At 71.8% G+C, this 25,067-nt stretch carries 21 protein-coding genes and 2 pseudogenes; 14 read left to right on the plus strand and 9 right to left on the minus strand.

Going from position 1 to position 25,067, the window contains the following annotated elements:
* Positions 1-14 precede the first annotated feature (14 nt).
* Positions 15-725 carry a cutinase family protein gene (locus tag FZ046_RS05410; RefSeq protein WP_070354453.1) on the minus strand — a complete coding sequence of 237 codons (711 nt, stop codon included), beginning with the start codon at positions 723-725 and terminating at the stop codon, positions 15-17.
* 93 nt (positions 726-818) lie between these two features.
* Here FZ046_RS05410 and FZ046_RS05415 point away from each other — a divergent pair, with 93 nt between their 5' ends.
* The 3 genes from FZ046_RS05415 (at position 819) to FZ046_RS05425 (ending at position 4,753) form a co-directional block, all read left to right on the plus strand.
* Positions 819-1,205 (plus strand): DUF2237 family protein, encoded by a 387-nt coding sequence (locus FZ046_RS05415; RefSeq protein ID WP_070354452.1) that lies wholly within the window; start codon positions 819-821, stop codon positions 1,203-1,205.
* A 34-nt stretch (positions 1,206-1,239) separates the two neighbouring features.
* Positions 1,240-2,292 (plus strand): CobW family GTP-binding protein, encoded by a 1,053-nt coding sequence (locus FZ046_RS05420; protein ID WP_070354451.1) that lies wholly within the window; start codon positions 1,240-1,242, stop codon positions 2,290-2,292.
* A gap of 568 nt (positions 2,293-2,860) precedes the next feature.
* On the plus strand, positions 2,861-4,753 hold the full coding sequence (locus FZ046_RS05425; protein ID WP_170292393.1) for a glycoside hydrolase 5 family protein: 1,893 nt from the start codon (positions 2,861-2,863) through the stop codon (positions 4,751-4,753).
* Here the strand turns inward: FZ046_RS05425 and FZ046_RS05430 are convergent, their stop codons facing one another.
* On the minus strand, positions 4,754-6,250 hold the full coding sequence (locus FZ046_RS05430; RefSeq protein WP_070354449.1) for a potassium/proton antiporter: 1,497 nt from the start codon (positions 6,248-6,250) through the stop codon (positions 4,754-4,756).
* Between the two features lie 128 nt (positions 6,251-6,378).
* On the opposite strand from FZ046_RS05430, the gene FZ046_RS05435 reads away from it, so the two are divergent.
* Complete coding sequence (locus tag FZ046_RS05435; protein ID WP_070354448.1) at positions 6,379-7,041, plus strand: potassium channel family protein; 663 nt, start codon at positions 6,379-6,381, stop codon at positions 7,039-7,041.
* Positions 7,042-7,045: 4 nt separating this feature from the next.
* Here the strand turns inward: FZ046_RS05435 and FZ046_RS05440 are convergent, their stop codons facing one another.
* On the minus strand, positions 7,046-7,294 hold the full coding sequence (locus tag FZ046_RS05440) for a DUF6480 family protein (protein ID WP_149484200.1): 249 nt from the start codon (positions 7,292-7,294) through the stop codon (positions 7,046-7,048).
* Between the two features lie 111 nt (positions 7,295-7,405).
* Here FZ046_RS05440 and FZ046_RS05445 point away from each other — a divergent pair, with 111 nt between their 5' ends.
* Positions 7,406-7,747, plus strand: coding sequence for a DUF3140 domain-containing protein (locus FZ046_RS05445; protein WP_083298375.1), 342 nt, complete (start codon positions 7,406-7,408; stop codon positions 7,745-7,747).
* On the opposite strand, the gene FZ046_RS05450 is transcribed toward FZ046_RS05445, so the two are convergent.
* Complete coding sequence (locus tag FZ046_RS05450) at positions 7,740-8,927, minus strand: metallophosphoesterase (RefSeq protein WP_070354447.1); 1,188 nt, start codon at positions 8,925-8,927, stop codon at positions 7,740-7,742. The two genes, FZ046_RS05445 and FZ046_RS05450, sit on opposite strands and share 8 nt — an antisense overlap.
* A 65-nt stretch (positions 8,928-8,992) precedes the next feature.
* Here FZ046_RS05450 and FZ046_RS05455 point away from each other — a divergent pair, with 65 nt between their 5' ends.
* On the plus strand, positions 8,993-9,889 hold the full coding sequence (locus FZ046_RS05455; protein ID WP_070354446.1) for an EamA family transporter: 897 nt from the start codon (positions 8,993-8,995) through the stop codon (positions 9,887-9,889).
* Positions 9,890-9,894: 5 nt separating this feature from the next.
* On the opposite strand, the gene FZ046_RS05460 is transcribed toward FZ046_RS05455, so the two are convergent.
* Positions 9,895-11,730, minus strand: coding sequence for an acyl-CoA dehydrogenase (locus FZ046_RS05460; RefSeq protein WP_070354445.1), 1,836 nt, complete (start codon positions 11,728-11,730; stop codon positions 9,895-9,897).
* A 171-nt stretch (positions 11,731-11,901) separates the two neighbouring features.
* On the opposite strand from FZ046_RS05460, the gene FZ046_RS28120 reads away from it, so the two are divergent.
* The gene (locus FZ046_RS28120) at positions 11,902-12,036 is read left to right on the plus strand and encodes a hypothetical protein (RefSeq protein WP_256277843.1); all 135 of its coding nucleotides are present in this window, start codon (positions 11,902-11,904) and stop codon (positions 12,034-12,036) included.
* Between the two features lie 9 nt (positions 12,037-12,045).
* On the opposite strand, the gene FZ046_RS05465 is transcribed toward FZ046_RS28120, so the two are convergent.
* Positions 12,046-12,570 carry a dihydrofolate reductase family protein gene (locus FZ046_RS05465; RefSeq protein WP_070354444.1) on the minus strand — a complete coding sequence of 175 codons (525 nt, stop codon included), beginning with the start codon at positions 12,568-12,570 and terminating at the stop codon, positions 12,046-12,048.
* Positions 12,571-12,572: 2 nt separating this feature from the next.
* The gene (locus FZ046_RS05470) at positions 12,573-13,478 is read right to left on the minus strand and encodes a helix-turn-helix domain-containing protein (protein WP_070354443.1); all 906 of its coding nucleotides are present in this window, start codon (positions 13,476-13,478) and stop codon (positions 12,573-12,575) included.
* 79 nt (positions 13,479-13,557) lie between these two features.
* Here FZ046_RS05470 and FZ046_RS27625 point away from each other — a divergent pair.
* The 6 genes and pseudogenes from FZ046_RS27625 to FZ046_RS05495 form a co-directional block, all read left to right on the plus strand.
* Positions 13,558-14,691: pseudogene (locus tag FZ046_RS27625) on the plus strand (acyl-CoA dehydrogenase family protein); the annotation flags it as partial.
* 612 nt (positions 14,692-15,303) lie between these two features.
* A pseudogene (locus FZ046_RS27790) lies at positions 15,304-15,732 on the plus strand (acyl-CoA dehydrogenase family protein); the annotation flags it as partial.
* Between the two features lie 112 nt (positions 15,733-15,844).
* Positions 15,845-16,321: a hypothetical protein gene (locus FZ046_RS05480; RefSeq protein ID WP_070354442.1), complete on the plus strand. Its 477-nt coding sequence runs from the start codon at positions 15,845-15,847 to the stop codon at positions 16,319-16,321.
* Positions 16,322-16,411: 90 nt separating this feature from the next.
* Positions 16,412-17,212, plus strand: a complete 801-nt coding sequence (locus tag FZ046_RS05485) for a lysophospholipid acyltransferase family protein (RefSeq protein WP_070354441.1) — start codon at positions 16,412-16,414, stop codon at positions 17,210-17,212.
* Positions 17,213-17,219: 7 nt separating this feature from the next.
* On the plus strand, positions 17,220-18,872 hold the full coding sequence (fadD12, locus tag FZ046_RS05490; protein ID WP_070354440.1) for an acyl-CoA ligase FadD12: 1,653 nt from the start codon (positions 17,220-17,222) through the stop codon (positions 18,870-18,872).
* Entirely contained in the window at positions 18,841-20,106 is a 1,266-nt protein-coding gene (locus tag FZ046_RS05495) for an alpha/beta hydrolase (protein WP_070354439.1), read from the plus strand. The genes fadD12 and FZ046_RS05495 overlap by 32 nt, the downstream gene beginning before the upstream one ends.
* Here the strand turns inward: FZ046_RS05495 and FZ046_RS05500 are convergent.
* A complete protein-coding gene (locus tag FZ046_RS05500; protein WP_070354438.1) occupies positions 20,093-21,511 on the minus strand; it encodes a WS/DGAT/MGAT family O-acyltransferase in 1,419 nt (472 codons plus the stop codon). The two genes, FZ046_RS05495 and FZ046_RS05500, sit on opposite strands and share 14 nt — an antisense overlap.
* A gap of 26 nt (positions 21,512-21,537) precedes the next feature.
* Positions 21,538-22,761 (minus strand): alpha/beta hydrolase, encoded by a 1,224-nt coding sequence (locus tag FZ046_RS05505; RefSeq protein ID WP_070354437.1) that lies wholly within the window; start codon positions 22,759-22,761, stop codon positions 21,538-21,540.
* Between the two features lie 89 nt (positions 22,762-22,850).
* Between FZ046_RS05505 and FZ046_RS05510 the strand changes: the two genes are divergently transcribed.
* Positions 22,851-25,016, plus strand: a complete 2,166-nt coding sequence (locus FZ046_RS05510; protein WP_149484201.1) for an acyl-CoA dehydrogenase family protein — start codon at positions 22,851-22,853, stop codon at positions 25,014-25,016.
* The last annotated feature ends 51 nt before the right edge of the window (positions 25,017-25,067 follow it).

A 25,067-nucleotide genomic window follows, 5' to 3' on the forward strand; every position in this document is an offset into this window, starting at 1 on the left:
GCCGGCAGGCGGATTCAGCGGCCCGCGACGGTGCCGGCGGCGAGCTGCGTGACGGCGGCGCCGGGGCCGGTGTGGGCCTTGACGCGGTCGGCCACGAACGACGCCGCCTGGTCGGTGAGGCCGGCCTGCGGGTAGAGGCTGTGGGCGGCGCGGTCGTCACCGGGCGAGCACACCGGGTCGGTCCCGTTGCACAGCTCGACGGTCTTGGCGCCGTACAGCGGGCTGTTGAGTGCGAGCGGCCTTCCGATCTTCTGCGACGGGTTGCCGAAGACGGCGACGGCGGCGACGTGGTCGGCCACCTCGGGGGCCATCGGGACGCCGAAGCCGAACGCCTGCGCGGGGTCGGCGGTGATGAGGTCGACGACCGCGGCGCCTTGGGAGAAGCCGCCGAGCACGATGCTGCTGGCCGGGCACGCGGCCGCGAGGTCCTGCACCTGGGCGGCGGCGACGCGGGCGCCGTCGATGGCGTGCCGGAAGTCGTACGAGGCCGGGTAGTCCACCGCGGCGACGTCCACGGACTCGCCGCCGAGGTCGCTGCGCAGCGAGTCGACGAACGCCTGGCCGACGCGGCCCACGCCCGCCGGTTCGCCGGTGCCGCGGGCGAACACGACCTCGACGTCGGAGCAGGCCGCGGCCGACGCGGCCGGTGACAGGGCGATCAGGGATGCGGTGGCGAGCAGACAGCCGAGGATGAACGTGCCCACCTTCCGTGTGGTCTCGGACATCGGCGTTCTCCTCGCTCGTGCGCCCGTCGTCGGTGCGCATCTGCACCAGACGAACCGCCCGACCGCCGTTCTCATTCCGGTGATACTGGGCACATGGCTGACCGCAACGTGCTCGGTGGACCACTGCAGGAGTGCGGCACGGAACCGATGACGGGGTTCTACCGGGACGGGTGCTGCTCGACCGGCGACGAGGATCAGGGCAGCCACACCATCTGCGGTGTGGTGACGGCCGAGTTCCTCGCGCATCAGCGTGCGATCGGCAACGACCTCGCGACGCCGATGCCGCAGTACCGATTCCCCGGGCTGTCCCCGGGTGACCGCTGGTGCGTGACCGCACGGAACTGGCTGCGGGCGCACCGCGACGGGCACGCCTGCCCGGTGGTGCTGGCCAGCACGCACGAGCGGGCGCTCGACCTGGTGCCGCTGGAGGTGCTGCGGTCCTACGCCGTCGACGTGCCCGACGACCCCGGAGCCCTGTAGTTCGCCTCCGCGCGACTCCATACACTCGACGGTCGTGGAACCCATCCCCGTCATCGCGTTGACCGGTTATCTCGGGGCGGGCAAGACCACGCTGCTCAACCACGTGCTGCGGGCGCCCGGTGCACGAATCGGCGTGGTGATCAACGACTTCGGTGAGTTGAACGTCGACGCCGGCCTGGTCACCGGACAGATCGACGAGCCGGCATCCATCACCGGTGGCTGCATCTGCTGCCTGCCCGACGACGGCGGGCTCGACGAGGCGCTGGCCAAGCTGGCCGACCCCAAGTTGGCGCTCGACGCGATCATCGTCGAGGCCAGCGGGCTGGCCGATCCGGTGGCGATCGCGCGGATCATCCGATTCAGCGGAGCCGAGCGGGTGCGTCCCGGCGGGGTCGTCGACGTCATCGACGCCGCGGCGCACTTCGACACCGTGGACACCGTCGCCGACGCACCGCCCGCGCGGTACGCTGCCGCCTCGCTGGTGGTGGTCAACAAGCTCGACCGGTTCCCGGACGGGACCCGTGACGACGAGCTGCGGCGCATCGAAGCCCGTGTGCGCGAACGCAATCCCGATGCCCACGTGGTGGGCGTCGTCGGCGGCCGCATCGACCCGACGCTGCTGTACGACGTCTCGGGCGGCGATGCCGACGGGTCGGGACAGCTGTCGTTCCGCGACCTGCTCGCCGACGAACCGGCCGCGCACGCCGACCATCCCGACCACGTGCACGCCAGCTCCGTGACCGTTCTCGGCGAGGGCTGCGTCGATCCCGGCGCCGTCGTCGATCTCGCGGAGAACCCGCCGCCGGGCGTGTACCGGTTGAAGGGCACCGTGGCGGTGCGGTCCGGCAGCCGGGTGCGCCGGTACGTCGTCAACGTCGTCGGGACGTCGATCCACGTGATGACGGCACCTGCCACGACCCGCGGCGGCCGGACCCCGGAGCCGGGCAACAGCCTGGTGGCCATCGGTACGGGCGTCGACACCGACGTCGCGCGCACGCGTCTGGAGGAGGCGTTGCGCCCCGTCGAGGGGCCGGCGCCCGCCGTCGGGCTGCGACGCCTGCAGCGGTACCGCCAGCTCAGCCTGTAGCCGACCCGCCGGCACGCGCTCGTCGGGACTCGATTCGCGGTGCCCGCCTCTGAGCGACAAGTCGCGACAACGGCGGCGCGGCGGCGCTGTGGCGTGACTCCAGCGTCACGCTCGGCCGCGGCGGTGACTCCAGCGTCACGCTCGGCTCCGATCGTGAGCGAGCGGTCGCGCCCTCCCCCTGGGAAACCAATCCACGGTGCCCGCCTCTGAGCGACAAGTCGCGACAACGGCGGCGCGGCGGCGCTGTGACGTGACTCCAGCGTCACAGTCGGCCGCGGCGGCAACTCCAGCGTCACGCTCGACGCCCGGCGGCGTACCAGCCGACGAGCGAAGCGGTCCGCAGGTTGTCGCGAGTTGTCGCTCAGAGGCGGGCAATCGGAAAACGCTTTCCCTGGCGGCCGGGGCCGACGAGGATCACGTGTTCATGCTGGACGGTCCTCTCGCGACGCCGTGCGGGACACCATCGGACCGGATCGCAACCTCGTTCCGAACGGTTTGCCGGATATTTCACATTGATCTTGCATCGGCGTTAATTTGGGTGCTCGCTCGGTGGGGAGGTTCGATGTTCATGATCAGATCTCTGGTGCTCAACGTGTGTGGCGCCGTCGTGTGCCTGGCGCTCGTCTGCGCAGGCGCCGACCTGCGCGCGGCTCCGGACGTGCGGACGGTGTCGATAGCCGTGCACAACACCGCGGCCATCACCCCGACCAACGCCACCGTGGGCGTCGCCGATCCAATGCTGGGTTTCCTGTCGGACGCCGACATGAACCGGCAGCTCGACCTGATGCAGTCGATCGGGGTGTCGACCCTGCGGATCGACGTGCCGTGGGTCGCGGTACAGCCCAACCGGTTCGGCGGCTACGACTGGTCGAAGACCGACCGCGTCATCAATGCCGCAGCAGCGCGGGGCATCGCGGTCCTCGGCATCCTCGGCCAGCCGCCGCAGTGGGCGGCCGCGCCCGGTACCCCCGCGCTGAGCGGGCAGCCCGCGTCGGCGTCGGCGTTCGCCACCTACGCCCGGGCGGTCGCCACCCGGTACCGCGGCAAGATCTCCGCCTACGAGATCTGGAACGAGCCGAACCTGGTGTCGTTCTACAAGCCCGCGCCCGACCCGGTCGCCTATACCGCCCTGCTGCGGGCCGCCTACCCGGCGATCAAGGCCGCCGACCGCAACGCCATCGTGGTGGGCGGCGTGCTGGCCGCGGCCGTCGACACCAACGTCTCCATGGACCCCGTCACCTTCGTGCAGCGGATGTACGCCGCCGGCGCCAAGCCGTACTTCGACGCCATCTCCTACCACCCCTACCAGCACGGACTGCCGTTCTCCCAGGGCGGCCCGTGGTACGACGCACCGCTCAACCAGGGGTTGCGGATCCGCCAGTTGATGATCGACTACGGCGACGCCGCCAAGAAGATCTGGGCCAGCGAGTACGGCGTGCCGACCTCGCTGCAGGATGAGGCGACGCAGGCCGCGTTCATCAAGGACCTGATCGACACCTGGCGCACCGTCGACTTCACCGGCCCCGTGTTCGTCTACACCATGCGCGACAAGCTGACCGGCAGTCTCGACCCCGAGGACACCTTCGGCATCTTCCGGTCCGACTGGTCGGCCAAGTTGGCCGCCGAGGTGATCCGGCAGGCGATCGCCGGCAACCCCACCGCCATGGCGATGGTCGCGCGGGCAGCGGCCGGCGACGCCACGCTCGCCGACCTCGTGCTCGACGAGCCCGCCGCCGCGCCCAGCCCGGCCACCCTGCCGACGCTGCTGCGCGACGCCCTCGCCGGGACTGCCGCCACCGTGCTGGCGGTCGTGTCCGCGGTCGTCGAGGTGGTCACGCAGGTGGTGGCGACCATCGCCGCGGCCGTCACCCTGCCGGCGCCCGTCGTTGCGATCTCGGACGTCCCCGCGCCGCGCTCGGTGGACCTGCCGGGTACGGGCAGCAGCGCCGCGGCCGTGACACTGAGCGCGCCGACCCCGACGTCCGAGAGAACGGCTTCCGAGACGCCGGCTCCCGAGACCACCCGTAGCTCCCGCACCGCCGTCGACGAGAAGCAGACGGACCCGGCCCCGCAGGCGACCGCGGACACCGGCGCGACCGTGGCCTCGGTCGACACGGCGACGGACGACACCGCGAAGGACATCACCTCGAGGGACGACACCGCGGAGGACATCACCTCGAAGGACGACGCCACCAAGGACGACGCCACCAAGGACGACGCCACCAAGGACGACACGGCCCCCGGCACGTCGACCACGTCGCGCACGTCAGTCACCTCGACCACGTCGGCAGGATCGACGGCCGAGCCGACGGACGCCGCCGGGGCGTCGAGTGCCACGGCCTCCCCGGCCAAGGACGCGGGCGCCTCGAGCGCCAAGGACGCGAGCGACTCCAGCGCGAAGGACTCGAGCGACTCCAACGCCAAGGACTCCGGAGCCAAGGACTCCGGCGGCGGCGAGTGACTAGTCCGCGTCGCCGTACTCGTCGAACCAGTAGGCGAGCTTTCCGCGTCGGCTGACGGCGCGCAGCCGCGACTCGGCAGCCGCGCGGGTCCGGCTGGTGGTGACGATCAGCAGCTCGTCACCGGCCTCGATGCGGGTGTCCGGCAGCGGCACGAACGTGTGGCCGTCGCGGATGATCAGCGTGATGACGGCCGGGTCGGGCAGCCGCAGTTCGAGGATCGTGACGTTGTGCAGGCGCGACTCGGGCTGCACGGTCATCGTGAGCAGTTCGGCGTCCAGGACGTCCAGCGGCGCGGCCTCGACGTGGATCTCACGGGTCGACTCCTTGCGGATCAGACCGAGGGCGCGGGCGACGGGGCGCAGGCTCGGCCCCTGCACCAGCGTGAAGACCACGACGAGGATGAACACGATGTTGAGCAGCCGGTAGCTGTCCTGCACGCCGGCGACGATGGGGAACGTGGCCAGCACGATGGGCACCGCGCCGCGCAGCCCCGCCCAGGAGAGGAACGCCTGTTCGCGCCACGGCACGCGGAACCAGAACAGCGAGGCCACCACCGACAGCGGTCGCGCGACCAGCAGCAGCACCAGGCCGATGACGATCGCGGCGACGGCGTCGGCGGCGAGGTCGCTGGGGTCGACCAGCAGTCCGAGCAACACGAACAGCCCGATCTGCGCCAGCCACCCCAGCCCCTCGGCGAACGAGCGGATCGCCGAACGGTGCGGCAGACCGGAATTCGCCAGCACCACCGCGGCGAGGTAGGCGGCGATGAACCCGCTGGCGTGAATGCTGCCCGCGGCGGCGAACGCCACCAGGCCGAGCCCGAACGTCGCGATCGGGTAGAGCCCCGACGCCGGCAGGGCGATGCGCCGCAATGCCGTCGCCCCCAGGAAGCCGACGCCCAGGCCGATGCCCGCGCCGGCGACGAGTTCGAACGCCATGCTGAGTGCCGTGCCCTCCGGGTCCAGCACGAACGGCACCACGCTGAACATCAGGACGAGGATCACGGCGGGGGCATCGTTGAAGCCGGACTCCGCCTCGAGCAGCCCGGCCACGCGCCGCGGCAGCGGCAGCACGCGCAGCACGGAGAACACCGCCGCGGCGTCGGTCGACGAGACGATCGCCCCGACCAGCAGGGCCAGCTGCCAGTCCATGCGCAGCAGGACGTGCGCTCCGAGGGCGGTGACCAGGGTGCTGACCACCACGCCAATGGTCGCCAGCGCGCCCGCGGGTGCCAGCACCCGGCGGATGTCGGCGAAGCGGGTGGTGAGACCGCCCTCGACGAGGATCACCGCGAGGGCGGCGGTGCACACGTTGCGGGCGAGTTCGACGTCGTCGAACGGCAGGCCGAGCCCGTCCTCGCCGATGAGCACGCCGACCAGCAGGAAGAACAGCAGGCTGGGGAATCCCACCCGGTTGGCGACGCGCGTCCCGACGATGCTGGCCAGCAGCACCAGCCCACCGATCAGCAACGCCACGTACAGCTGCTGCAGTGTCATCTCGTCAGTCCCGGCCTCGTGGTCGTCGTCGCGGGTGTCAGTAAATCAGCCGGACACCGGGGGCGACCCGTCGTGACGTCTCGCGGTCACCGCCGATGGGCCAAGATGAACTTGTGGTGCAGCGCAGGATGCGGATCGGGATCGCCGGGGCGGGCAACGTCGGCCGGTCGGTCGCGCGCGAGCTGCTGGCCAACGGTCACAAGGTGCTGCTCATCGAGCGCGAGCGGCGCCGGTTCGAGCCGCACACCGTGCCCGAGGCCGACTGGCTGAACGCCGACGCCTGCGAACTCAGCGCGCTCGAGGAGGCCGGCATCCAGACGTGCGACGTGCTGATCGCCGCCACCGGCGACGACAAGTCGAACCTCGTCGTGGGGCTGCTGGCCAAGAACGAGTTCGACGTGCCGCGCGTGGTGGCGCGCATCAACGACGTCGCCAACGAGTGGCTGTTCGGCCGCAGCTGGGGCATCGACGTCGCGGTGTCGACGCCCGGAGCGCTGGTGGCGGGCATCGAGGGCGCGATCGACGTCGGCCACCTGATCCGGCTGATGGGGCTGCGTGAGGGCCGGGCCGACCTCGCCAAGCTGACGCTGCCCGACGACAACCCGCTGGTCGGGCAGAGCGTCGCTCAGCTGCAGCTCCCGGAGAACACCGCACTCGTCACGCTGCTGCGCGCCGGCGAGGTGATGCTGCCGCGGCCCGAGCACGTCTTCGAGGCCGGCGACGAGATGCTGTTCATCGCGGACAGCACGCTGCAACGGTCGATCCGCGCGGCGATCCACAGCGCGCGGTGACCGGTCAGCTGAACTTGTCCCAGAGGTAGACCACCAGCAGCACGGCGATGACCGCGAAGAGCACCGCGAAGGCGCTGATCATGACGAGGCTCGTCACGCCCGAGGACGTGAAGCGGCTGCCCTTGGGCACCGGGTCCTTGTTCGCAGACTGCTCGGTCGACGCCGCGTCGGGCGGGGTGTCGCCGGGCTGAATCGTGCCGTGCTCCACCGCGGGCGTGTTCTGCGGATCGGCGTTCGGTACTCCGTCGGTCATGGGTGTCCAGGTACCCGGCATCGCGGCGTCCATACACGCGGACGGCGGTCCGTGTTTCGCCACCGGCCGGCGGGCTACCCGAACCGTCGACGAACAACGGAGGTGGATGTCGTGAGTGGTCACGTCGAGGTCGACCAGGAGCTGTGGGACGAGTTCCACCGCGTCGTCAACATGACGTCGCGGGAACTGTCGGAGTGGTTGCGAACCCGCTCGGCGGGTGAGCACGCCGAGGAATTCGGGGATCAGGCCGGCAGCCAGACCGGCCAGCACGTGCTGAACATCCTCGGCAAGCGCCGGGTGGACCTCACCGAGGACGACGAGCGCGTCATGCGCAACGTCGTCGAACGGATCCACGGCGAGCGGCGCGACGACCTGGAGCCGACGGCCGGCGAGGACCACTGGCGGCACCGGCTGATGACCATCGGCCACGACCCGCTCAAGCCGCCTAGCTGACCGCCCGCAGCGTCAGCACGGTGATCTCGCTGGGTGCGAACACCCGGAACGGCGGACCCCAGAAGCCGGTGCCCCGGCTGGTGTAGAGCCGGGTGCGCTCGCCGTGGCGGCTGAGACCGGCGACGACCGGTTGGTCGAGACGGACGAGCAGGTGGAACGGCCAGATCTGGCCGCCGTGCGTGTGGCCGGAGATCTGCAGGTCGACGCCCGCGGCGACGGCCTGCGGAATCTGCTTGGGCTGGTGGGCCAGCAGCACCACCGGCAGATCCCGATTCGCCCCGGCGAGCGCGGCGTCGATGTTCGCGCCGTGGCCGGCCAGCCCGGAGCCGCGCGCCGTGGCGTCGTCGACCCCCGCGATCACCAGCCGGTCCCCGCCGCGCTCGACCACCACGTGCCGGTTGTGCAGGGCGTCCCAGCCGATGCCGGTCATGTAGTCGAGCCAGCCCCGGGCGTCGCTGAAGTACTCGTGGTTGCCGGTGACGTACACCCGGGCCAGCGGCGCCCGGACCCGCGCCAGCGGCGAGGCCTGCGGTTCACGGACGGCGACGGTGCCGTCGGCGATGTCGCCGACGTGGCAGACCACGTCTGCCCCGAGGGCGTTGACGCGGTCCACCACGGCCGCCGACCAGCGCGCCCGGTCGATCGGGCCGTAGTGCGTGTCGGTGAGCACCGCCAGCGTCACGCCGTCCATGCCCCGGCCGAGGCCGACGATCGGCACGTCGACGCGGCGCACGCGCGGGACCTTCATCGCCTCGCGGTGCCCCCAGCCGAGCAGCAGCACCGCCACCGTCAGCACGGCGACGGCGACGGCCCGGGAGCGCACGGGATCGGCCACGCCGCCGAGCGCGAGACCCAGCGCGAGTACCTGACCCAGCACCGACCAGGTGAAGAACACCCAAACCGCGCCCAGCAGCGCGTCGCCGAGCACGGCGGCGCGGTCGAGGTGACGCCGCCCGTGCCCGAACGTCATGGCCACCGGCAGCGCGAGCAGCGCCGCGGCGAACACGGCCGTGCCGACGACCGTCACCGCCGTCGGCCAGTGCGCGCCGGCGACGATGGTCCACCAGGGCACGCCGAACAGCAGCAGGAGGATGACGCCGAGGAGGACGAGGCGCAAGGGCAGCCGCCGGCGCCGCGGCCGGGTGACCGTCTCGACCTCGGCGGCCGGGGTGTCGTGCATTGCCGCGAGGGTACCCCGCCGTCGGCGATGCGACCGGGCTGCTCAGCGGCGGCTAGGCTGCGCGGATGACGGAACCCGTTCGGCGACAGGCACATCAGCCGCTGCCGGGGTGGTCGGTTCCGGCCGTCTTCGTCGTCGGCGCCGTGTCGCAGTATCTCGGCGCCGCCATCGGCGTGTACCTGTTCGAGACCACCGAGCCGGCGACGGTGGCGTGGCTGCGGGGGCTGGCGGCCGCGGTGGCGCTGCTGGCGTGGCGGCGGCCGTGGCGACGGGGCACGAGCGCCCGGCAGCTGGGCGTGGCGACGCTGTTCGGCGTCGTGACCGTCGGCATGAACGTCGCGTTCTACGAGGCGGTGGCGCGCATCCCGCTGGGGACGGCCGTCGCCATCGAGTTCGTCGGGCCCACGGTGGTGGCCGCCGCGGCGTCGCGGCGCGGGCGCGACGTGGTCGCGGTGGTGCTGGTCGGCGCGGGCGTAGTGCTCCTCGCCGGCGTCGACGTCGGCGCGCGGGGCACCGGTGTGCTCTTCGCGCTGGCCGCGGCCGCGCTGTGGGCGGGGTACGTCCTCGTCGGCAAGCGGGTCGCCGACGCGGGCAGCGGCATCGACGCGCTGGCGCTCGGATTGGGTTGCGCCACCGTGCTGTACGCCCCGGTGGTGGTCACGGCGCAGGTCCGCACCGATGCCGCGGTGTTCGGCGACGCCCGCACGTGGCTGCTCGGCGTGGCGGTCGGCGTGCTGTCGACGGCGGTCCCCTATGGCCTCGACCAGGTGGTGCTACGGCAGGTGGGCAGGCGCCGGTTCGCGCTGCTGCTGGCCCTGCTGCCGGTGACCGCCACGGTGGTCGGGGCGGCGGTGCTGACGCAGATCCCGCGACCGGCGGAGGGCGTCGGCATCGCCCTGGTGGTTGCGGCGCTACTGCTCAGTGCCCGTGGCGAACACGACCGCCTCGACCCGCCGGCCTGATCGAATCAGAAGGCGCCCTCCGGGACGTCCATCGGATCGAGGTCGGTGTCGGCGATGGTCGCGCGGTCGGCGGTCAGCCGGGGCAGCACGTTCTTCGCGAAGAACGTCGCCACGGCGACCTTGCCCTCGTAGAACTCCCGGTCGCGCGCCGACGGTGACGCGTCGAGCGCCTGCAGGGCCGTCTCGGCGCCCCACAGCAGCAGCCATCCGATGAGCAGGTCACCGACGGCGAACAGGAAGCGGACCGACGCCAGGCCGATGCGGTACAGCTCGCGCGAGGACTGCTGGGATTCCATCAGGAAGCCGGTCATGGTGGCGACCATCGACTGCACGTCGGCCAGCGCCGTGGCGAGCAGCACCCGCGACGGGGCCAGTTCGCTTCGTGCCGAGTCGCTTTCGAGGAAGGCCTGGATCTGGCCGGCGACGTGGCCGAGCGCCACGCCCTGGTCGCGGGCGATCTTGCGGAAGAAGAAGTCCTGGGCCTGGATCGCCGTGGTGCCCTCGTACAGCGAGTCGATCTTCGCGTCGCGGATGTACTGCTCGATCGGGTAGTCCTGCAGGAAGCCGGAACCACCGAACGTCTGCAGCGACTCGGTGAGCGTCTGGTAGGCGCGCTCGGAGCCGACGCCCTTGACGATCGGCAGCAGCAGGTCGTTGATGCGTTCGGCGAGAGCGGGATCCGCACCCGACACCACGGCCGCCGCGGCGGCGTCCTGGTGCGCGGCGGTGTAGAGGTACAGCGCGCGCAGACCCTCGGCGTAGGCCTTCTGCGTCAGCAGGGCACGGCGCACGTCGGGGTGGTGCACGATCGTCACGCGCGGGGCCGTCTTGTCGGCCATCTGCGTCATGTCGGGCCCCTGCACGCGCGTCTTGGCGTACTCCAGGGCGTTGAGGTATCCCGTCGACAGCGTCGAGATGGCCTTGGTGCCGACCATCATTCGCGCGTACTCGATGACCTTGAACATCTGGGCGATGCCGTTGTGCACGTCGCCAACGAGCCAGCCCACCGCCGGGCGGTCGTGCTGGCCGAACGTCAGCTCGCAGGTCGCGGAGACCTTGAGGCCCATCTTGTGCTCGACGTTGGTGACGTAGGCGCCGTTGCGCTCACCGGGGGCGCCGGTCTCCGGGTCGGGCAGGAACTTCGGGACGAGGAACAGCGAGAGGCCCTTGGTGCCGGGCCCGGCGCCCTCGGGCCGGGCCAGCACCAGGTGCAGGATGTTCTCGAAGAGGTCGTCGGAGTCGCCCGAGGTGATGAAGCGCTTGACGCCGTCGATGTGCCAGGTGCCGTCGGGTTGTTCGACGGCCTTGGTGCGCCCGGCCCCGACGTCGGAGCCGGCGTCCGGCTCGGTGAGCACCATGGTGGCGCCCCAGTTGCGCTCGACGGCGAGGGCGGCGAGTTCCTTCTGCCGCTCGTTGCCGATGTGGAACAGGATGTTCGCCAGGACGGGACCGGCGAGGTACATGAACCCGGCGGGCTGCGCGCCCAGGGCGAACTCGGCGATCGACCAGGCGACCATCGCGGGCGCCGGGACGCCGCCGACCTCCTCGACCAGGCCGATGCGGAACCACTCGCCCTGCTGCCAGGCCCGCACCGACTTCTTGAACGCCTCGGGCAGCGTGACGGCATGGGTCTCGGGATCGAACGTCGGCGGATGCCGGTCGGCGTCGGCGAACGACTCGGCGAGCGCGCCCTCGGCCTGCTTGGCCGCCTCGGCGAGCATCTCTCGCACCGAGCCGGCGTCCAGATCGCCGAATTCGCCGCTGACCAGGACCTTCTCCAGGTCGAGGAGTTCGAAGAGGGCGAACTCCAGATCGCGGACGTTGCTCTTGTAGTGGCCCATGGTCGCGCCTTTCGCCGTCGCTGATGCGCAACCAGCGTAGACGTCACTACCGGCCGGTAACCAGTGATCGCGGCGGCCGACCGACGCCCTCACGGCTGTGACCGGGAATACACGGCCTGCTCGGGTGTGTTCCTGCACGTAAGCTGTACGCAGACTCTGGAGGCGCCCGTCATGTGGATCGTCGAATGGAACGTCCTGGGACGCCGCTTCACCCACGAGGTGCGCCGCCCCGGTGCGGACGCGCTGTCCCCCCGCAGGATGAGCGGCCGGGTGACGCAGCTGCTGCGGGCACGCGCCGCCGCCTGAGCCGTACCGTCAGCGCACCGCCGCCCACCGGGCGCACACGAACTCGCCGTTGATCGCCGTGTCGCGCAGCGCCCACTCCGAGCGCACCGGCAGCACCGGAGCGCCCGCCCCCAGCGAGCACGGCGCGTAGGTCACGATCATCTCGTCGACCAGACCCGCGGCGACGAACTGCGCCGCCACCACTCCGCCGCCCACCACCCACACGTCCTTGCCGCCTGCGGCCTCCTCGAGCACCGGGTACAGCTCGGCGACGTCGCCGCCGGCCACCCGCACCGGATGCTCGGGCCGCACGATCTCGGGCCGGCTCGTCAGCACCCAGGAGGGTTGGGCGTACATCCACTCACCGGGATGGTTCGCCACGATCCACGCGTAGGTCGCCGAGCCCATCACCACGGCACCGATGGTCGAGAGGAACGCGTCGACGCCGAACGGCCCGTCCGGGTCGTGTTCCCGCGAGGTCAACCAGTCCAGGCGGTCGCGGTCGTCGACGACGAAGCCGTCCAGGCTCGACGCCGTGAAGTAGATGCACGCCATCGTCAGCTCCTCATCCATTCGAGCGGATCACCGCGGCCGACCACGACGCCGTGCCGGGCGAGCATGTCCCGTGCCGTCTCGCGGCGGTGTGCCGCGTACGTCACCACGTGCGCGACGATCCCGTACAGCTGGAACGACTCCGGCGGATCGCACAGCGCATCGATCACGGTGTCGGCCATCCGCCCCTCGGCGGTGTGCGCGTCGACCATCGCCGTCCACCGCGCCGCCACCGCGCGGTGCTCCGCGGCGAGCGCCGCCGCCGACGGCACGTCGCCGCGCACGGGCTGATCGGCGCCCTCGATGCTCGCCAGCCACACCTGCTTGGTCCACACCAGCGCACCGAGGACCGCCGCCACGCTGGCCTCCTCGCCGTCCCACTCCAGCACCACCCGGCCCGGCGACACCGGTTGCCGCCACTGTGTGTCGGTCAGTTCCGTCGCCCGCTCCAGCAGGTAGCCGGTGTCGGCGACGTCGTGCGCCACGAGCAGTCGCGACACGTCCGGTGCCGGACCGTCGGAGCTGCGCACCCACAGGGATTCCGGCGGATGGAAGTGCAGCCCGTTGGGCGCCGGCAACCAGAAGTCGACGTCGGACGCCTGCGACGGCGGCACGCCATAGGCCCGCCGGAACGCCCGGGAGAACACCTCCGGCGACGACCAGCCCTCGTCGGCCGCGACCGCCGCGACGCCCTCACCGTGCTGCAACCGCCACGCCGCCCGCTCCAGCATCACGCGGCGGCGCAACGCCGCCGGCGGCTCCCCGGTCGACCGGCTGACCTGACGCGAGAAGTGGAACTCCGACGCATGACTGGTGCGTGCCATGTCGGCGACGTCGACGTGCCCGTCGGCGACGACGGCGTCGAGCAGCTCGCGCAGCCGGTCGCGTCGCCGCGGTCGAGGGTCGGTCACAGTGCTCGAGTATGGCGTCGTCGAGGCGCCGGGGACATGACGTTTCCTGCTCAACGATCCTCACTACACTCGGCGTGCAGTGACCGAGTTCGACGCGCTGTGCGCCAACGACCAAGACCTCGCCGACCTCCGCCGCGCGGTGCGGGACTTCCTCCGCGCCGACCGGGAACGGTACGGCTGGCAGCCCGCCGTCGACTGCTGGCTGTCGAAGTGGGATGCCGACTTCAGCATCCGTCTCGCCGAGGCCGGCTTCGTGGGACTCACCATCCCGGTGGAGTACGGCGGCCGCGGGCTCGGGCACCTGCACCGCTACGTCGTCACCGAGGAACTCCTCGCCGCGGGCGCCCCGGTGGGCGCGCACTGGATCGCCGATCGCCAGGTCGCGCCCGGGCTGCTGGCCTACGGCTCCGAGGAGCAGCGCCGCCGGCTGCTGCCGCGCATCGCGGCGGGCCGGCTGTACTCCTCGATCGGCATGAGCGAGCACGGCGCAGGCTCCGACCTGGCCGCCGTCAGCACCCGAGCCACCCGCACCGACGACGGCTGGATCCTCAACGGCACCAAGGTCTGGACGAGCGGCGCGCACCTCGCCGACCAGGTGGTCGTGCTGGCACGAACCAGCCCGCTGGATCCCGAACACCGGCATGCCGGGTTCAGCCAGTTCATCGTCCGCACCGACCTTCCCGGCGTGACGATCGATCCGATCGTGCTGTTCAACGGCGAGCACCACTTCAACGAGGTGCTGTTCACCGACGTCGCCCTGACCGACGACGACGTCCTCGGTGAGATCGGCAACGGCTGGCACCAGGTGACGGCCGAACTCGGCTTCGAACGCAGCGGCCCCGAGCGCGTCCTGTCCACGGCCACACTGCTGTTCGCACTCGTCAAGGCCGCCGCCCGACACGGCGTCGACGATCGGACCGCCGCGGAGATCGGCGACCTGCTCGCCCGCATGGTCTCGCTGCGCCAGCTGTCGACGTCGGTCGCCCGTGCCCTGTCCGAGGGCCGCGACGCGAACGCCCGCGCCGCGATGGTCAAGGATCTCGGCACCCGCTTCGAGCAGGATTCCGTGCTGATCGCCGCCGACCTGATCGACGCCCTCGACGGCCCCGATGCCGCACCGCTGCGGGCGATGCTCGCCACCGCGCGCGTGCACTCCCCGCTCTTCACGCTGCGCGGCGGCACGAACGAGGTGCTGCGCGGCGTGGTCGCCAAGGCCTGGCGCACGCCGACCGCCGACGCCGACGAGACGCACGCCGAGCTGCGCGCGCTGGTCGACGACATCGGCAGGCGCGCGGGCGACCGCTCACCCGCGCAGACGCCGGAGGTCGCCCTCGACGACGACGCCTGGCACACGCTGTCCGAGGCCGGGCTGACCCGACTGCTCAGCAGTGGCGACGCCGGTCCCGCGGAGGCCGCGGTGGTGCTGCACGGTCTGGCCCGGCACGCCGTGGCGGTGCCGGTCGCCGAGACCGACGTGCTGGCCGCCTGGCTGGCGAGCGCGGCCGACGTGGCGGTCCCCGACAGCGGCCCGCTGACGGTCGCGACCGCCGACGGCCGCATCGCCGACGGCCGGCTCACCGGTGCGGCCGCCGACGTCCTCTGGCCCGCCTCGGCGACGGTGCTCGCCGCCCGCGTCGACGACGCGGTGCACGTCGCGATCCTGCCGGGCACCGCGGCCGGTCGGACCGCCACGCTGGCCGGCGAGCCGCGCGCCACGGTCGCGTTCGACGTCGCCGCCGCCGATGCGGTGACGCTGCCCGCCGACGTGGCCGACGAGCTACTGCGCCGCGGCGCCTGGGCACGCTGCGTCCAGATCGTCGGCGCGTTGGACGCCGCCGCCGAACTCACCGCGGCGCATACCCGCGACCGCGTCCAGTTCGGCCGCCCGCTCAGCGCCTTCCAAGCCGTGCTGCACGGGTTGGCCGGGATGTACGGCGAGATCGAACGGGCCCGAGCGGTGACTGCACTGGCCACCGCCGCGGTGACCGATCACGGCTTCGGCGACGCGCGGGCCGACGACGCCGTGACGGCGGCCAAGGTCGCGGTGGGCCGCGCGGCGTCGACGGTCGTCACCACGGCGCATCAGCTGCACGGCGCCATCGGCGTCACCATCGAGCACCGGCTGTGGACGGTGACGATGCGGGCGCTCGGCTGGGCCGACGAGTACGGCAGCGCCGCCCGGCACGCCCGCCGGTTCGGCCGCCGCGCCCTGGCCGGCGGCAGCCCGTGGGACCTGGTGGTCGGGCAGCCCTGACGGCGCGCGCCCGACGCCGTGAGACCTCGAGCCCGGTTCGGGTTCACCGCGTCTGACCTGCGCTGTGACGGGGACTACAGCGCGACGTGGCAGGCCGCGACATGATGGTGGCATGTCCAAATTGACGTATGCGCTGGTCGCGGCCGCGGCGGCGCTGACCATCGGCAGCCCCGCGACCGCCTCGGCCGAGGCCTCCCGAACGATGGTTCCGCTGCTGAGCAACTACAAGACCTGCGACTTCGTCGAGCAGAACTGGGTGCCCGCCACCGGCGACGGCCGCGGCACCGCGTTCGTGAGTTCGTCGGGCAGCACCGTGACGGTCGACTTCGACCTCGTCACGGCGGAGCCGAACACCCACTACGACGTCCGGGTCATCCAGCTGCCCCGCGCCTCCATCGGCTGCGCGCCCGGCGCGCCCGGCGTGTTCACCGGCGGCCTGCAGACCGACGGCCTCGGCGCCGGACGGACCACGCTGTCGGGTCCCATCGCGTCGGGCGCCACCGGCGCGTGGGTCATCATCTCCCGCCCCGGCGAGTACACCCAGACCCCGGCGGAGTTCTACACCTCGGAGTTCGTCGCCAGGTTCTGACCGTGCGGCGGTCCGCGCGGGGTAGGGCGCGGGCCGCTCACGAGCTATCCTCGAAACTAGAACACGTTCCAATTCCTTCGAGGGGGTCCGATGAGCGCACCCGACGTGTCCGAGGTGACGAAGTGGGATCCCGGTCTCACCGCGAAGGTGATGGGCTGGCTGCGTCCGCTCATCAAGGGCTACCACCGCGCCGAGGTGCGCGGCCTCGACAACATCCCACCCGGCGGCGTGCTGGTGGTGTCGAATCACTCCGGCGGCCTGTTCGCGATGGACGTACCGGTCTTCGCCACCGACTTCTACGCCCGCTTCGGCTTCGACCGCCCCATCTACACGCTGGGCTTCGACCTGCTGTTCGTCGGCCCGACCGGTGACTTCTTCACCCGGACCGGCTTCATCCCGGCCAACCACGACAACGCCGACGAGGCCCTGCGCACCGGCGGCGTCGTCATCGTGTTCCCCGGCGGCGACTACGACGTCTACCGGCCGTGGAATGCGCGGCACCGCATCGACTTCGGCGGTCGCACCGGCTACGTCCGCGCCGCACTCAACGCCGGCGTGCCGATCGTCCCGTCGGTGTCGATCGGCGGCCAGGAGACCCAGCTGTACCTGAGCCGCGGCACCGGGTTCGCGAAGCTGCTGCGCCTGGACAAGCTGCTGCGGGCCAAGATCCTGCCGATCTCGTTCGGCTTCCCGTTCGGGCTCAGCGCCGTGCTCCCGGTGAACGTGCCGCTGCCCAGCAAGATCATCACCCAGGTGCTGCCGCCGATCGACATCGTCGCCGAGTTCGGCGAGGACCCCGACGTCGACGAGGTCGATGCGCACGTCCGGTGGGTCATGCAGCGCGCCCTCGACGAGCTGGCCGCGCAACGCCGGTTGCCGATCGTCGGCTGAGCGACGCATGGCGCTCACCGACCGCGTCGCCGGACCGCTCGGACTGGTGACCACGATGGTCCGCGCCGGCGTCATCGCGCCGCTGCGACCCGACCGCTACGTCCGCATCGCCGCCGCCATGGCCCGCGAACACATGGGCATCACCAGCGGATTCGCCGCCGCCGCGCAACGCTGCGGTGACCGCGCCGGGCTGATCGACGAGATCGGCACGCTGACGTGGACCGAGATCGACTCGCGCGCCGACGCATTCGCCGCCGCCCTGCAGACGTTGCCCGACGGCGCGCCCGCCGTGGTCGCGATCATGGCGCGCAACCACCGCGGCTTCGTCGACGCGCTGATCGCCGCCAACCGCATCGGTGCCGACGTGCTGCTGCTCAACACGTCCTTCGCCGGACCGGCACTGGCCGAGGTGCTGGCGCGCGAGGCGGGCGCGGGCACCGACGCGGCACCCCGCTCGCTGGCCGTGGTCTACGACGAGGAGTTCACCGACACCGTCGACCGCGCGCTGGCCGACCTCCCGCGGGCCACGCGCATCGTCGCGTGGACCGATGGCGGCGCGGGCGAACGCACCGTCGAGGCGATGATCACCGCGCACGCCGGACGGACGCCCGTGCGCGCCGCCGAGAATGGCCGCACCATCCTGCTCACGTCCGGGACCACCGGAACGCCGAAGGGCGCCAAGCACTCCGGCGGCGGACCCGAGACGCTCAAGGCGATCCTGGACCGGACGCCGTGGCGCGCCGGAGAGACCACGGTGATCGTCGCGCCCATGTTCCACGCCTGGGGCTTCTCGCAACTGGCATTCGCGGCGTCGATGGCGTGCACCATCGTCACCCGGCGCCGGTTCGACCCGGAGGCCACGCTCGCGCTGATCGACACGCACCGCGCCACCGGGCTGTGCGTCGTTCCCGTGATGTTCGACCGCATCATGGACCTGCCCGACGCGGTGCGCGCCCGGTACCACTGCCGCAGCCTGCGCTTCGCCGCGGCCTCGGGGTCGCGGATGCGTCCCGACGTCGTCACGGCGTTCATGGACCAGTTCGGCGACGTCGTCTACAACAACTACAACGCCACCGAGGCGGGCATGATCGCCACGGCCACCCCGGCCGACCTGCGCGCCGCGCCCGACACGGCGGGCCGGCCCGCCGAGGGGACCGAGATCCGCATCCTCGACGCCGAGCTGCGCGAGGTACCGGTCGGCGAGGTCGGCACCATCTACGTGCGCAACTCCACCCAGTTCGACGGGTACACCTCCGGCACCACCAAGGACTTCCACGACGGGTTCATGTCCTCGGGCGACCTCGGCCGGCTCGACGCGGACGGTCGGCTGTTCGTGGTCGGCCGCGACGACGAGATGATCGTGTCCGGTGGCGAGAACGTGTACCCGATCGAGGTCGAGAAGACCCTCGCCGCGCATCCCGACGTCGCCGAGGCCGCGGTGCTCGGCGTCGACGACGCGGACTACGGCCAGCGGCTCGCGGCGTTCGTGGTCCTGCGCGATCGCGCCGAGGTCACCGGTGACGACCTCAAGGCGCACGTGCGCGAACACCTGGCCAACTACAAGGTCCCCCGCACCATCGACGTGCTGGAAGGTTTGCCCCGGGGCAGCACTGGCAAGATCCTTCGACGTGAGCTCCAAGCGATCGCCGACCAGACGTAGCCGGCGTCCGCGCCGCTTCCCGCTGCTGCGCGCCACCGTCGAACTCGTCAACGCCGCCAACGCCGTGCAGCCGCTCGGCCGCGAGGGCTACGTCACCATCCCGGTGTTCTTCGCCGGCTGGCCGACCGGCGAGGCCGCGCCCGTGCTCCTCGGCGCCTCGATGCTCGACGCGCTGCGCCGCGGTGTGCGCGGCGACTTCCGCAGCCGCGCCGGCCGCGTCGCGCTGGGGCTCACCGCCGCGGCGTGGGGTCTGCTCGGCTACGTCTACGTCCGCAACGCCAAGTCCCAGCCCGAGTTCGAGGACCCACTGCGCGAGGCGCTCGGCGACGACTACGTCGAGGTGGCCAAGGAGGCACGGCGACGCCGGCCCGCCGGCGTGCTGCGGACGTCGTGGACTCGGCGCACGTACGTGAAGAAGACCGACGTGGTGCGCTACGGCCCGCACCGCGCCAACGTCGCCGACATCTGGCACCGCGCCGACCTTCCCCGCGACGGCAAGGCGCCGGTGCTGCTGCAGGTGCCCGGCGGCGCCTGGGCGATCGGCATGCGCCGCCCGCAGGCCTACCCGCTGATGGGCCACCTCGCCGAGCGCGGCTGGATCTGCGTGTCGATGGCGTACCGCATCAGTCCCCGGCACACCTGGCCCGCGCACATCATCGACGTCAAGCGGGCGCTGGCATGGGTCAAGGAGAACATCGCCGACTACGGCGGCGACCCCGACGCCATCTCGATCACCGGCGGATCGGCGGGCGGGCACCTGTGCGCGCTCGCCGCGCTGACGCCCAACGAGCCGCAGTGGCAACCGGGTTTCGAGGACGTCGACACCTCGGTGCTCGCGGCGGTCCCGATCTACGGCCGCTACGACTGGTTCACCCGCGAGGGATCCGGTCGGCCGGAGTTCATCTCAATCTTGCAGAAGTTCATCGTCAAGCGACCGTTCGACGAGGCACGCGACCTCTACCTCGACGCGTCCCCCATCACGAAGGTGCGTGCCGACGCGCCACCGTTCTTCGTGCTGCACGGCGAGGACGACTCGATCATCCCGGTCCAGGAGGGGCGGGACTTCGTCGCGGCACTGCAGGGCGTCTCGCGAAACCCGGTAATCTACAGCGAGATTCCGCACGCCCAGCACGCGTTCGACTTCTTCGGATCACCGCACGGGCACTTCACCGCGACCGCGGTCGGCCACTTCCTCGACTGGGTGCGCGCGAAGCGCACGCCTACGGCGCCATAGCCGATTCGATCACCGTCAGCTCGGTGGAAAGCCCGGCGGCGGCGCGGATCTCGACGAAGGCGTCCACCATCGCGTCGGTGAGTTCGTGCGGGTCCTCGAGCGTCGAGCCGTCGGACAGCACCGACACGTTGAGTTGGTCGACGTAGCTCCACACCGTGATGTTGATGCCGCTACCGGTGGTCAGCGGTCCCACCGAGTAGATCTCGGTGACCAGAGCGCCGCCCACGCGGCCGGGCTCGCGCGGGCCCGGCACGTTCGAGATCGGAAGATTGAGCACCTTGTTCTGACCGTCCTTGGTGGCCAGCCAACGGAACAGCGCCTCCATCGGCGCCGGCGGGAAGTACGACGACCACCGGCTCACCAGCTCGGGCCCCATCAGGTGGTGGGTCTCCTTGGCCTCGCGGGCGGCCTCGTGCACGGCCCGCACCCGCTCCAGCGGATCGGCGAGCTGAATCGGCACCACCATCATCACGCCGCTGAAGTAGTTGCCGGACACGCGATCCGGGGAGAAGTCGAAGCTCACGGGCACCGACGCGAGCAACGGGTGGTCGGCCGCGCCGTCGTAGCGCAGCGAGAGCTGGCGCAGCGCCCCCGCCGAGATCGCGAGCACCATATCGTTGATCGTGACACCGAGCGTCTTCGCCGTCTCCTTGACGTCGGCCAGCGCCAGCGTCGCCGTCGCGAACCGGCGGGTGGCGTCGACCATGTGGTTCATGAACGACGGTGGCGGCGTGAACGGCCGGGTCAGCTCGGGCGAGAGCTTCTTATCGGCCTTGCGCACCCGGTTCATGCCCTCCGCCGAGTAGCGCAGCACCGCGGGCAGGCGCCGGATCTGACGGAGGTGGTCGACGAACGCCGTGCGCACCAGCTCCGACTTCGCCGGCGCGGGATCGGTGGCGTACGAATCGCGTTCGGCCTGCGGCCCCGGCTGCAGGTCCATACCGCGGGCCAGCAGGTTGGCCGAGGCGACGCCGTCGGCCAGCGCGTGGTGGATCTTGCCGAGCACCGCGATGCGACCGCCCGCGAGCCCGGTGATGAAGTACATCTCCCACAGCGGCCGGCTGCGGTCCAGCGGCGTGCTGGCGATCTCGCCGACGGCCTCGTCGAGTTCGCGTCGTCCTCCCGGGGCGCGCACCTGCCACGGGCGGACGTGGTAGTCGAGGTCCACCTCGCAGTTCTCCCGCCACATCGGGTGGTGGAACTTGAACGGGATGTCGACGAGTTCGTAGCGGAACGGATCGAGCTTGTAGAGCCTGCCGTGAATCACCTGCCGGAACTCATCGATGCCGAACTGCCGGCCCCCGAGGTCGGAGATCTCGATGACCGCCAGCTTGAGCGTGTGCATGTGCACCGTCGGCGCCTCGGAGTACAGCAGGACCGCGTCCCAGCCGCTGAGCCTCTTCACGGCAACCCCCTCACGTCGTGCGGAGGCTATACAACCTGCTTGTCGCCCATCACCGCGTGGTTTCGGCGAACCTGCTCGAGGAACAGTCCGATCGCCCTCGCCATGGCTCCGGTGCGGGGGCCGTCGGTCATGTCGAAGCCATGGCCCACGCCGGGCAGCTCGACGTAGCCGACCAACGCGCGCGAGGTGCGCCGCAGCGCCTCGACGAAGTCGCGGGCCTGCTTGACCGGGATGACGCTGTCACCGGCGCCGTGCACCACCAGGAACGGCGGCGCGTCGGCGTTGACCTGCGCGAGCGGCGAGGCCTTGCGGAACAGCTCGGGGTCGTCGGCGATCGTGCGGTTGACCACCACGCGCTCCAGGAAGTCGACGAACCGGTCCCGTTCGACGGTCGAGCGGTCCTCCCAGCAGTACCGGCCGTAGATGCCGACGACCGCGTCCACCGAGGTGTCGGCACCGGCGGGCAGGTCCTCCTGCATCTCCGGGTCGTTGGGCGTCAGCCCGGCGAGCGCCGCAAGGTGACCGCCGGCCGAGCACCCGGCGATGGCGAGGAAGTTGCGGTCGCCGCCGAACCGGTCGACGTTGGCCCGCGCCCAGGCGATCGCCGTCTTGACGTCGGTGAGGTGTTGCGGCCACCGGTGATTCGGGGCCACGCGGTAGTCGATGGACAGGCAGACCCAGCCCATCTCGGCCAAATGCGACATCAGCGCGTAGCCCTGCAGGATGCGGCTGCCGTGCACCCAGGCGCCGCCCGGGACGAACAGCAGCACCGGCGCCGGCTGCGCGGGGAGTTCCTTCGGGCGCCACACGTCGAGCACCTGCGCCGGGCTGTCGCCGTAGCGCACCGACGAGCGGTACACGTTGCGGCGGTGCTCGAACGCGCGCCACACCGGCGGCGTGCCGTCCGGCGCGGGCCATTCCTCGTCCAGGGCGTCGGCGTTCACCGCACCGCGCAGCGCGGCTTGGGCCACCGCGTTCGCCGAATCGCGTTCGCGCTTGCGCAGTTCGCCGTCGTTCGGCGTGACGAGCGACTTGGCGGCCGCGCTCAGGAAGTCCGGCATGTGCCGGATCCCCCAGATGCTCATGGCGGTGAGACCGCCGAGCGGTTCGAGGCGCTTGCCGATCACCGGGAGCGACGCCGCGCCCACGCTGGCCGCGAGCAGGTAGTCCGACGGCCCCGCCGTGGCGAGCCAACGCAGACGCGTCGTCAGCGTCGGTCCGGGATGGCGGGTGTCCGGGCGACTGGGCATGGGCGCGAGCGTACCCCCGTGGCTCGTCGGTAATCGACGACTTCGGAAATGTGTCTACTGCGAACCGAACTCGTGCTTGAGTCGCTGTCGTGAGCACCTCCGCCCTGGCCATCACCGACGAGCACCGCGCCCTCGCCGACTCGGCATCAGGCCAGCTCAAACGCCTGGACGCCCGCGGCGGCGCCCGCGCCACGCTCGACGGTGGACCCACCCACCCCGCCGCGGTGTGGCAGGCCGCGGCCGACCTCGGCTGGCAGGGTCTCGCCGTCGCCGAGGAGTACGGCGGCTCGGGCTTCGGCCTGGCCGAGGTGGCGGTGGTGCTGGAGGTGCTGGGGCGACACCTGTGCCCCGGGCCGTTCCTGCCGACGGTGTCCGCGGCCGCCGTCATCGGGGCGAGCGGATCGGCGACGCTGCGCCGCGCCCTGCTGCCCGGACTCGCCGACGGGTCGCGCGTCGCGGCGCTCGGCACGTCGGGTTCGGTGACCGTCGACGGCGGGACGGCACACGGCGAGTGCGCGGCGGTGCTCGGCGCCCCGGACGCCGACGTGCTGGTGCTCGTCGCGGGCGGCGACGTCGTCGTCGTCGACGCCGGTGCCGAGGGCGTCGTCGTCACGTCCTGCGAGGCGCTCGACACCACCCGCAGCATCGGCACGGTGACGCTCGACGGCGCAGCCGTCGCCGGCGAGCGGGTTCTTCCGGGCGCGGCCGAGCGGGCCCGCAGCGCGTTCCGCACCCTGGCGGCGGCCGAGGCCGTCGGAATCAGCTGGGCGACACTGGAGATGGCGGTCGACTACGCGATGGTCCGCGAACAGTTCGGCCGCACGATCGGCACGTTCCAGGCGGTCAAGCACCACGCCGCCAACATGCTGGTGGCCGCCGAGCAGGCGACCGCCGCGGCCTGGGACGCCGCCCGCGCCGACGACCTGGACGGGGCGTGGTTCGCCGCCGCGGTGGCCGCCGCGCACGCGATCGGAGCGCAGGTCGCCAACGCGGAGCTGAACGTGCAGTTGCACGGCGGGATCGGCTTCACCTGGGAACACGATGCCCATCTGTATCTGCGTCGCGCCCGCACGCTCGCCGCGCTGATCGCCGACGCCGGCGATCCCCTGCTCGACGTCGTCGCCGGCCGGCGCACCGGCCGGGCCGCCGGCGCGTCGTTCACGCTGCCGCCGGAGGCCGACGCGTTCCGGGCCGCGGCCCGCGACGCCGTCGCGACGCTGCGGTCCCTGCCGGAGCAGGCGCGACGCGACGCCCTCGTCGACTCCGGCTATCTGGTGCCGCACTGGCCCCGTCCGTGGGGACGCGACGCCGACGTGCTCGAACAGCTGGTCATCGAGGAGGAATTCGCCGGCGTCGAGCGGGCGGACCTGGGGATCACCGGCTGGGTGACCCTGACCATCGCGCAGGCCGGCACCGACGAGCAGCGGGAACGTTGGGTCGAACCCGTGCTGCGCGGCCAGGTGATGTGGTGCCAGTTGTTCTCCGAGCCGGGTGCGGGCTCCGACGCCGCTGCGGTGCGGACGGCCGCGGTCCGCGTCGACGGCGGGTGGCGGGTCACCGGCCAGAAGGTGTGGACGAGCCTCGCGCACCAGTGCCAGTGGGGACTGGCGACGGTGCGTACCGATCCCGACGCCGCCAAGCACGCCGGCGTCACGATGATGGCCATCGACATGAGCGCGCCCGGCGTCACGGTGAACCCGTTGCGCGGCATGACCGGGCACGCGCACTTCAACGAGGTCTTCTTCGACGACGTGTTCGTACCGGACGCCGACGTCGTGGGTGACGTGAACCGCGGTTGGCTCGTCGCGCGCGCGGCGCTCGGGAACGAACGCATCTCGATCGGCGGCGGCTCCTCGGCGCCGACCGGTTTCACCGTGGACGACCTCGTCGCGTTGCTGGACGGTGTCGCGCCGGAGACGGCGGCGGCTTACGTCCGTCGGGCCGGCGAGGTGATCGCCGAGGCGCACACGCTGCGGCTGCTCAACCTGCGTCGGGTGACGCGGGCGATCTCCGGAGCCGAACCCGGGCCGGAGGGCAACGTCACCAAGCTGGTGCTGGCCGAACAGTCGCAGCGGCTGACCGAACTGGGCATGGACCTGGCCGGGGTGGGTGCCGTCACCGGACGGTTCCCCGAACTCGCCGTCACCTACCTGGGGAACCGGGCCATGACGATCGCGGGCGGGACGTCGGAGATCACGCGCAACACGATCGCCGAACGGATCCTCGGGCTGCCGCGCGATCCGCTGCTGAAGTAACGATCGAGCGCCGACCCCGCCACGATGCGGTCGCTCCGCATGGCACGCCGT

Origin of the sequence: Mycolicibacterium grossiae, assembly GCF_008329645.1 — a bacterium.
GTDB classification, from domain to species: domain Bacteria; phylum Actinomycetota; class Actinomycetes; order Mycobacteriales; family Mycobacteriaceae; genus Mycobacterium; species Mycobacterium grossiae.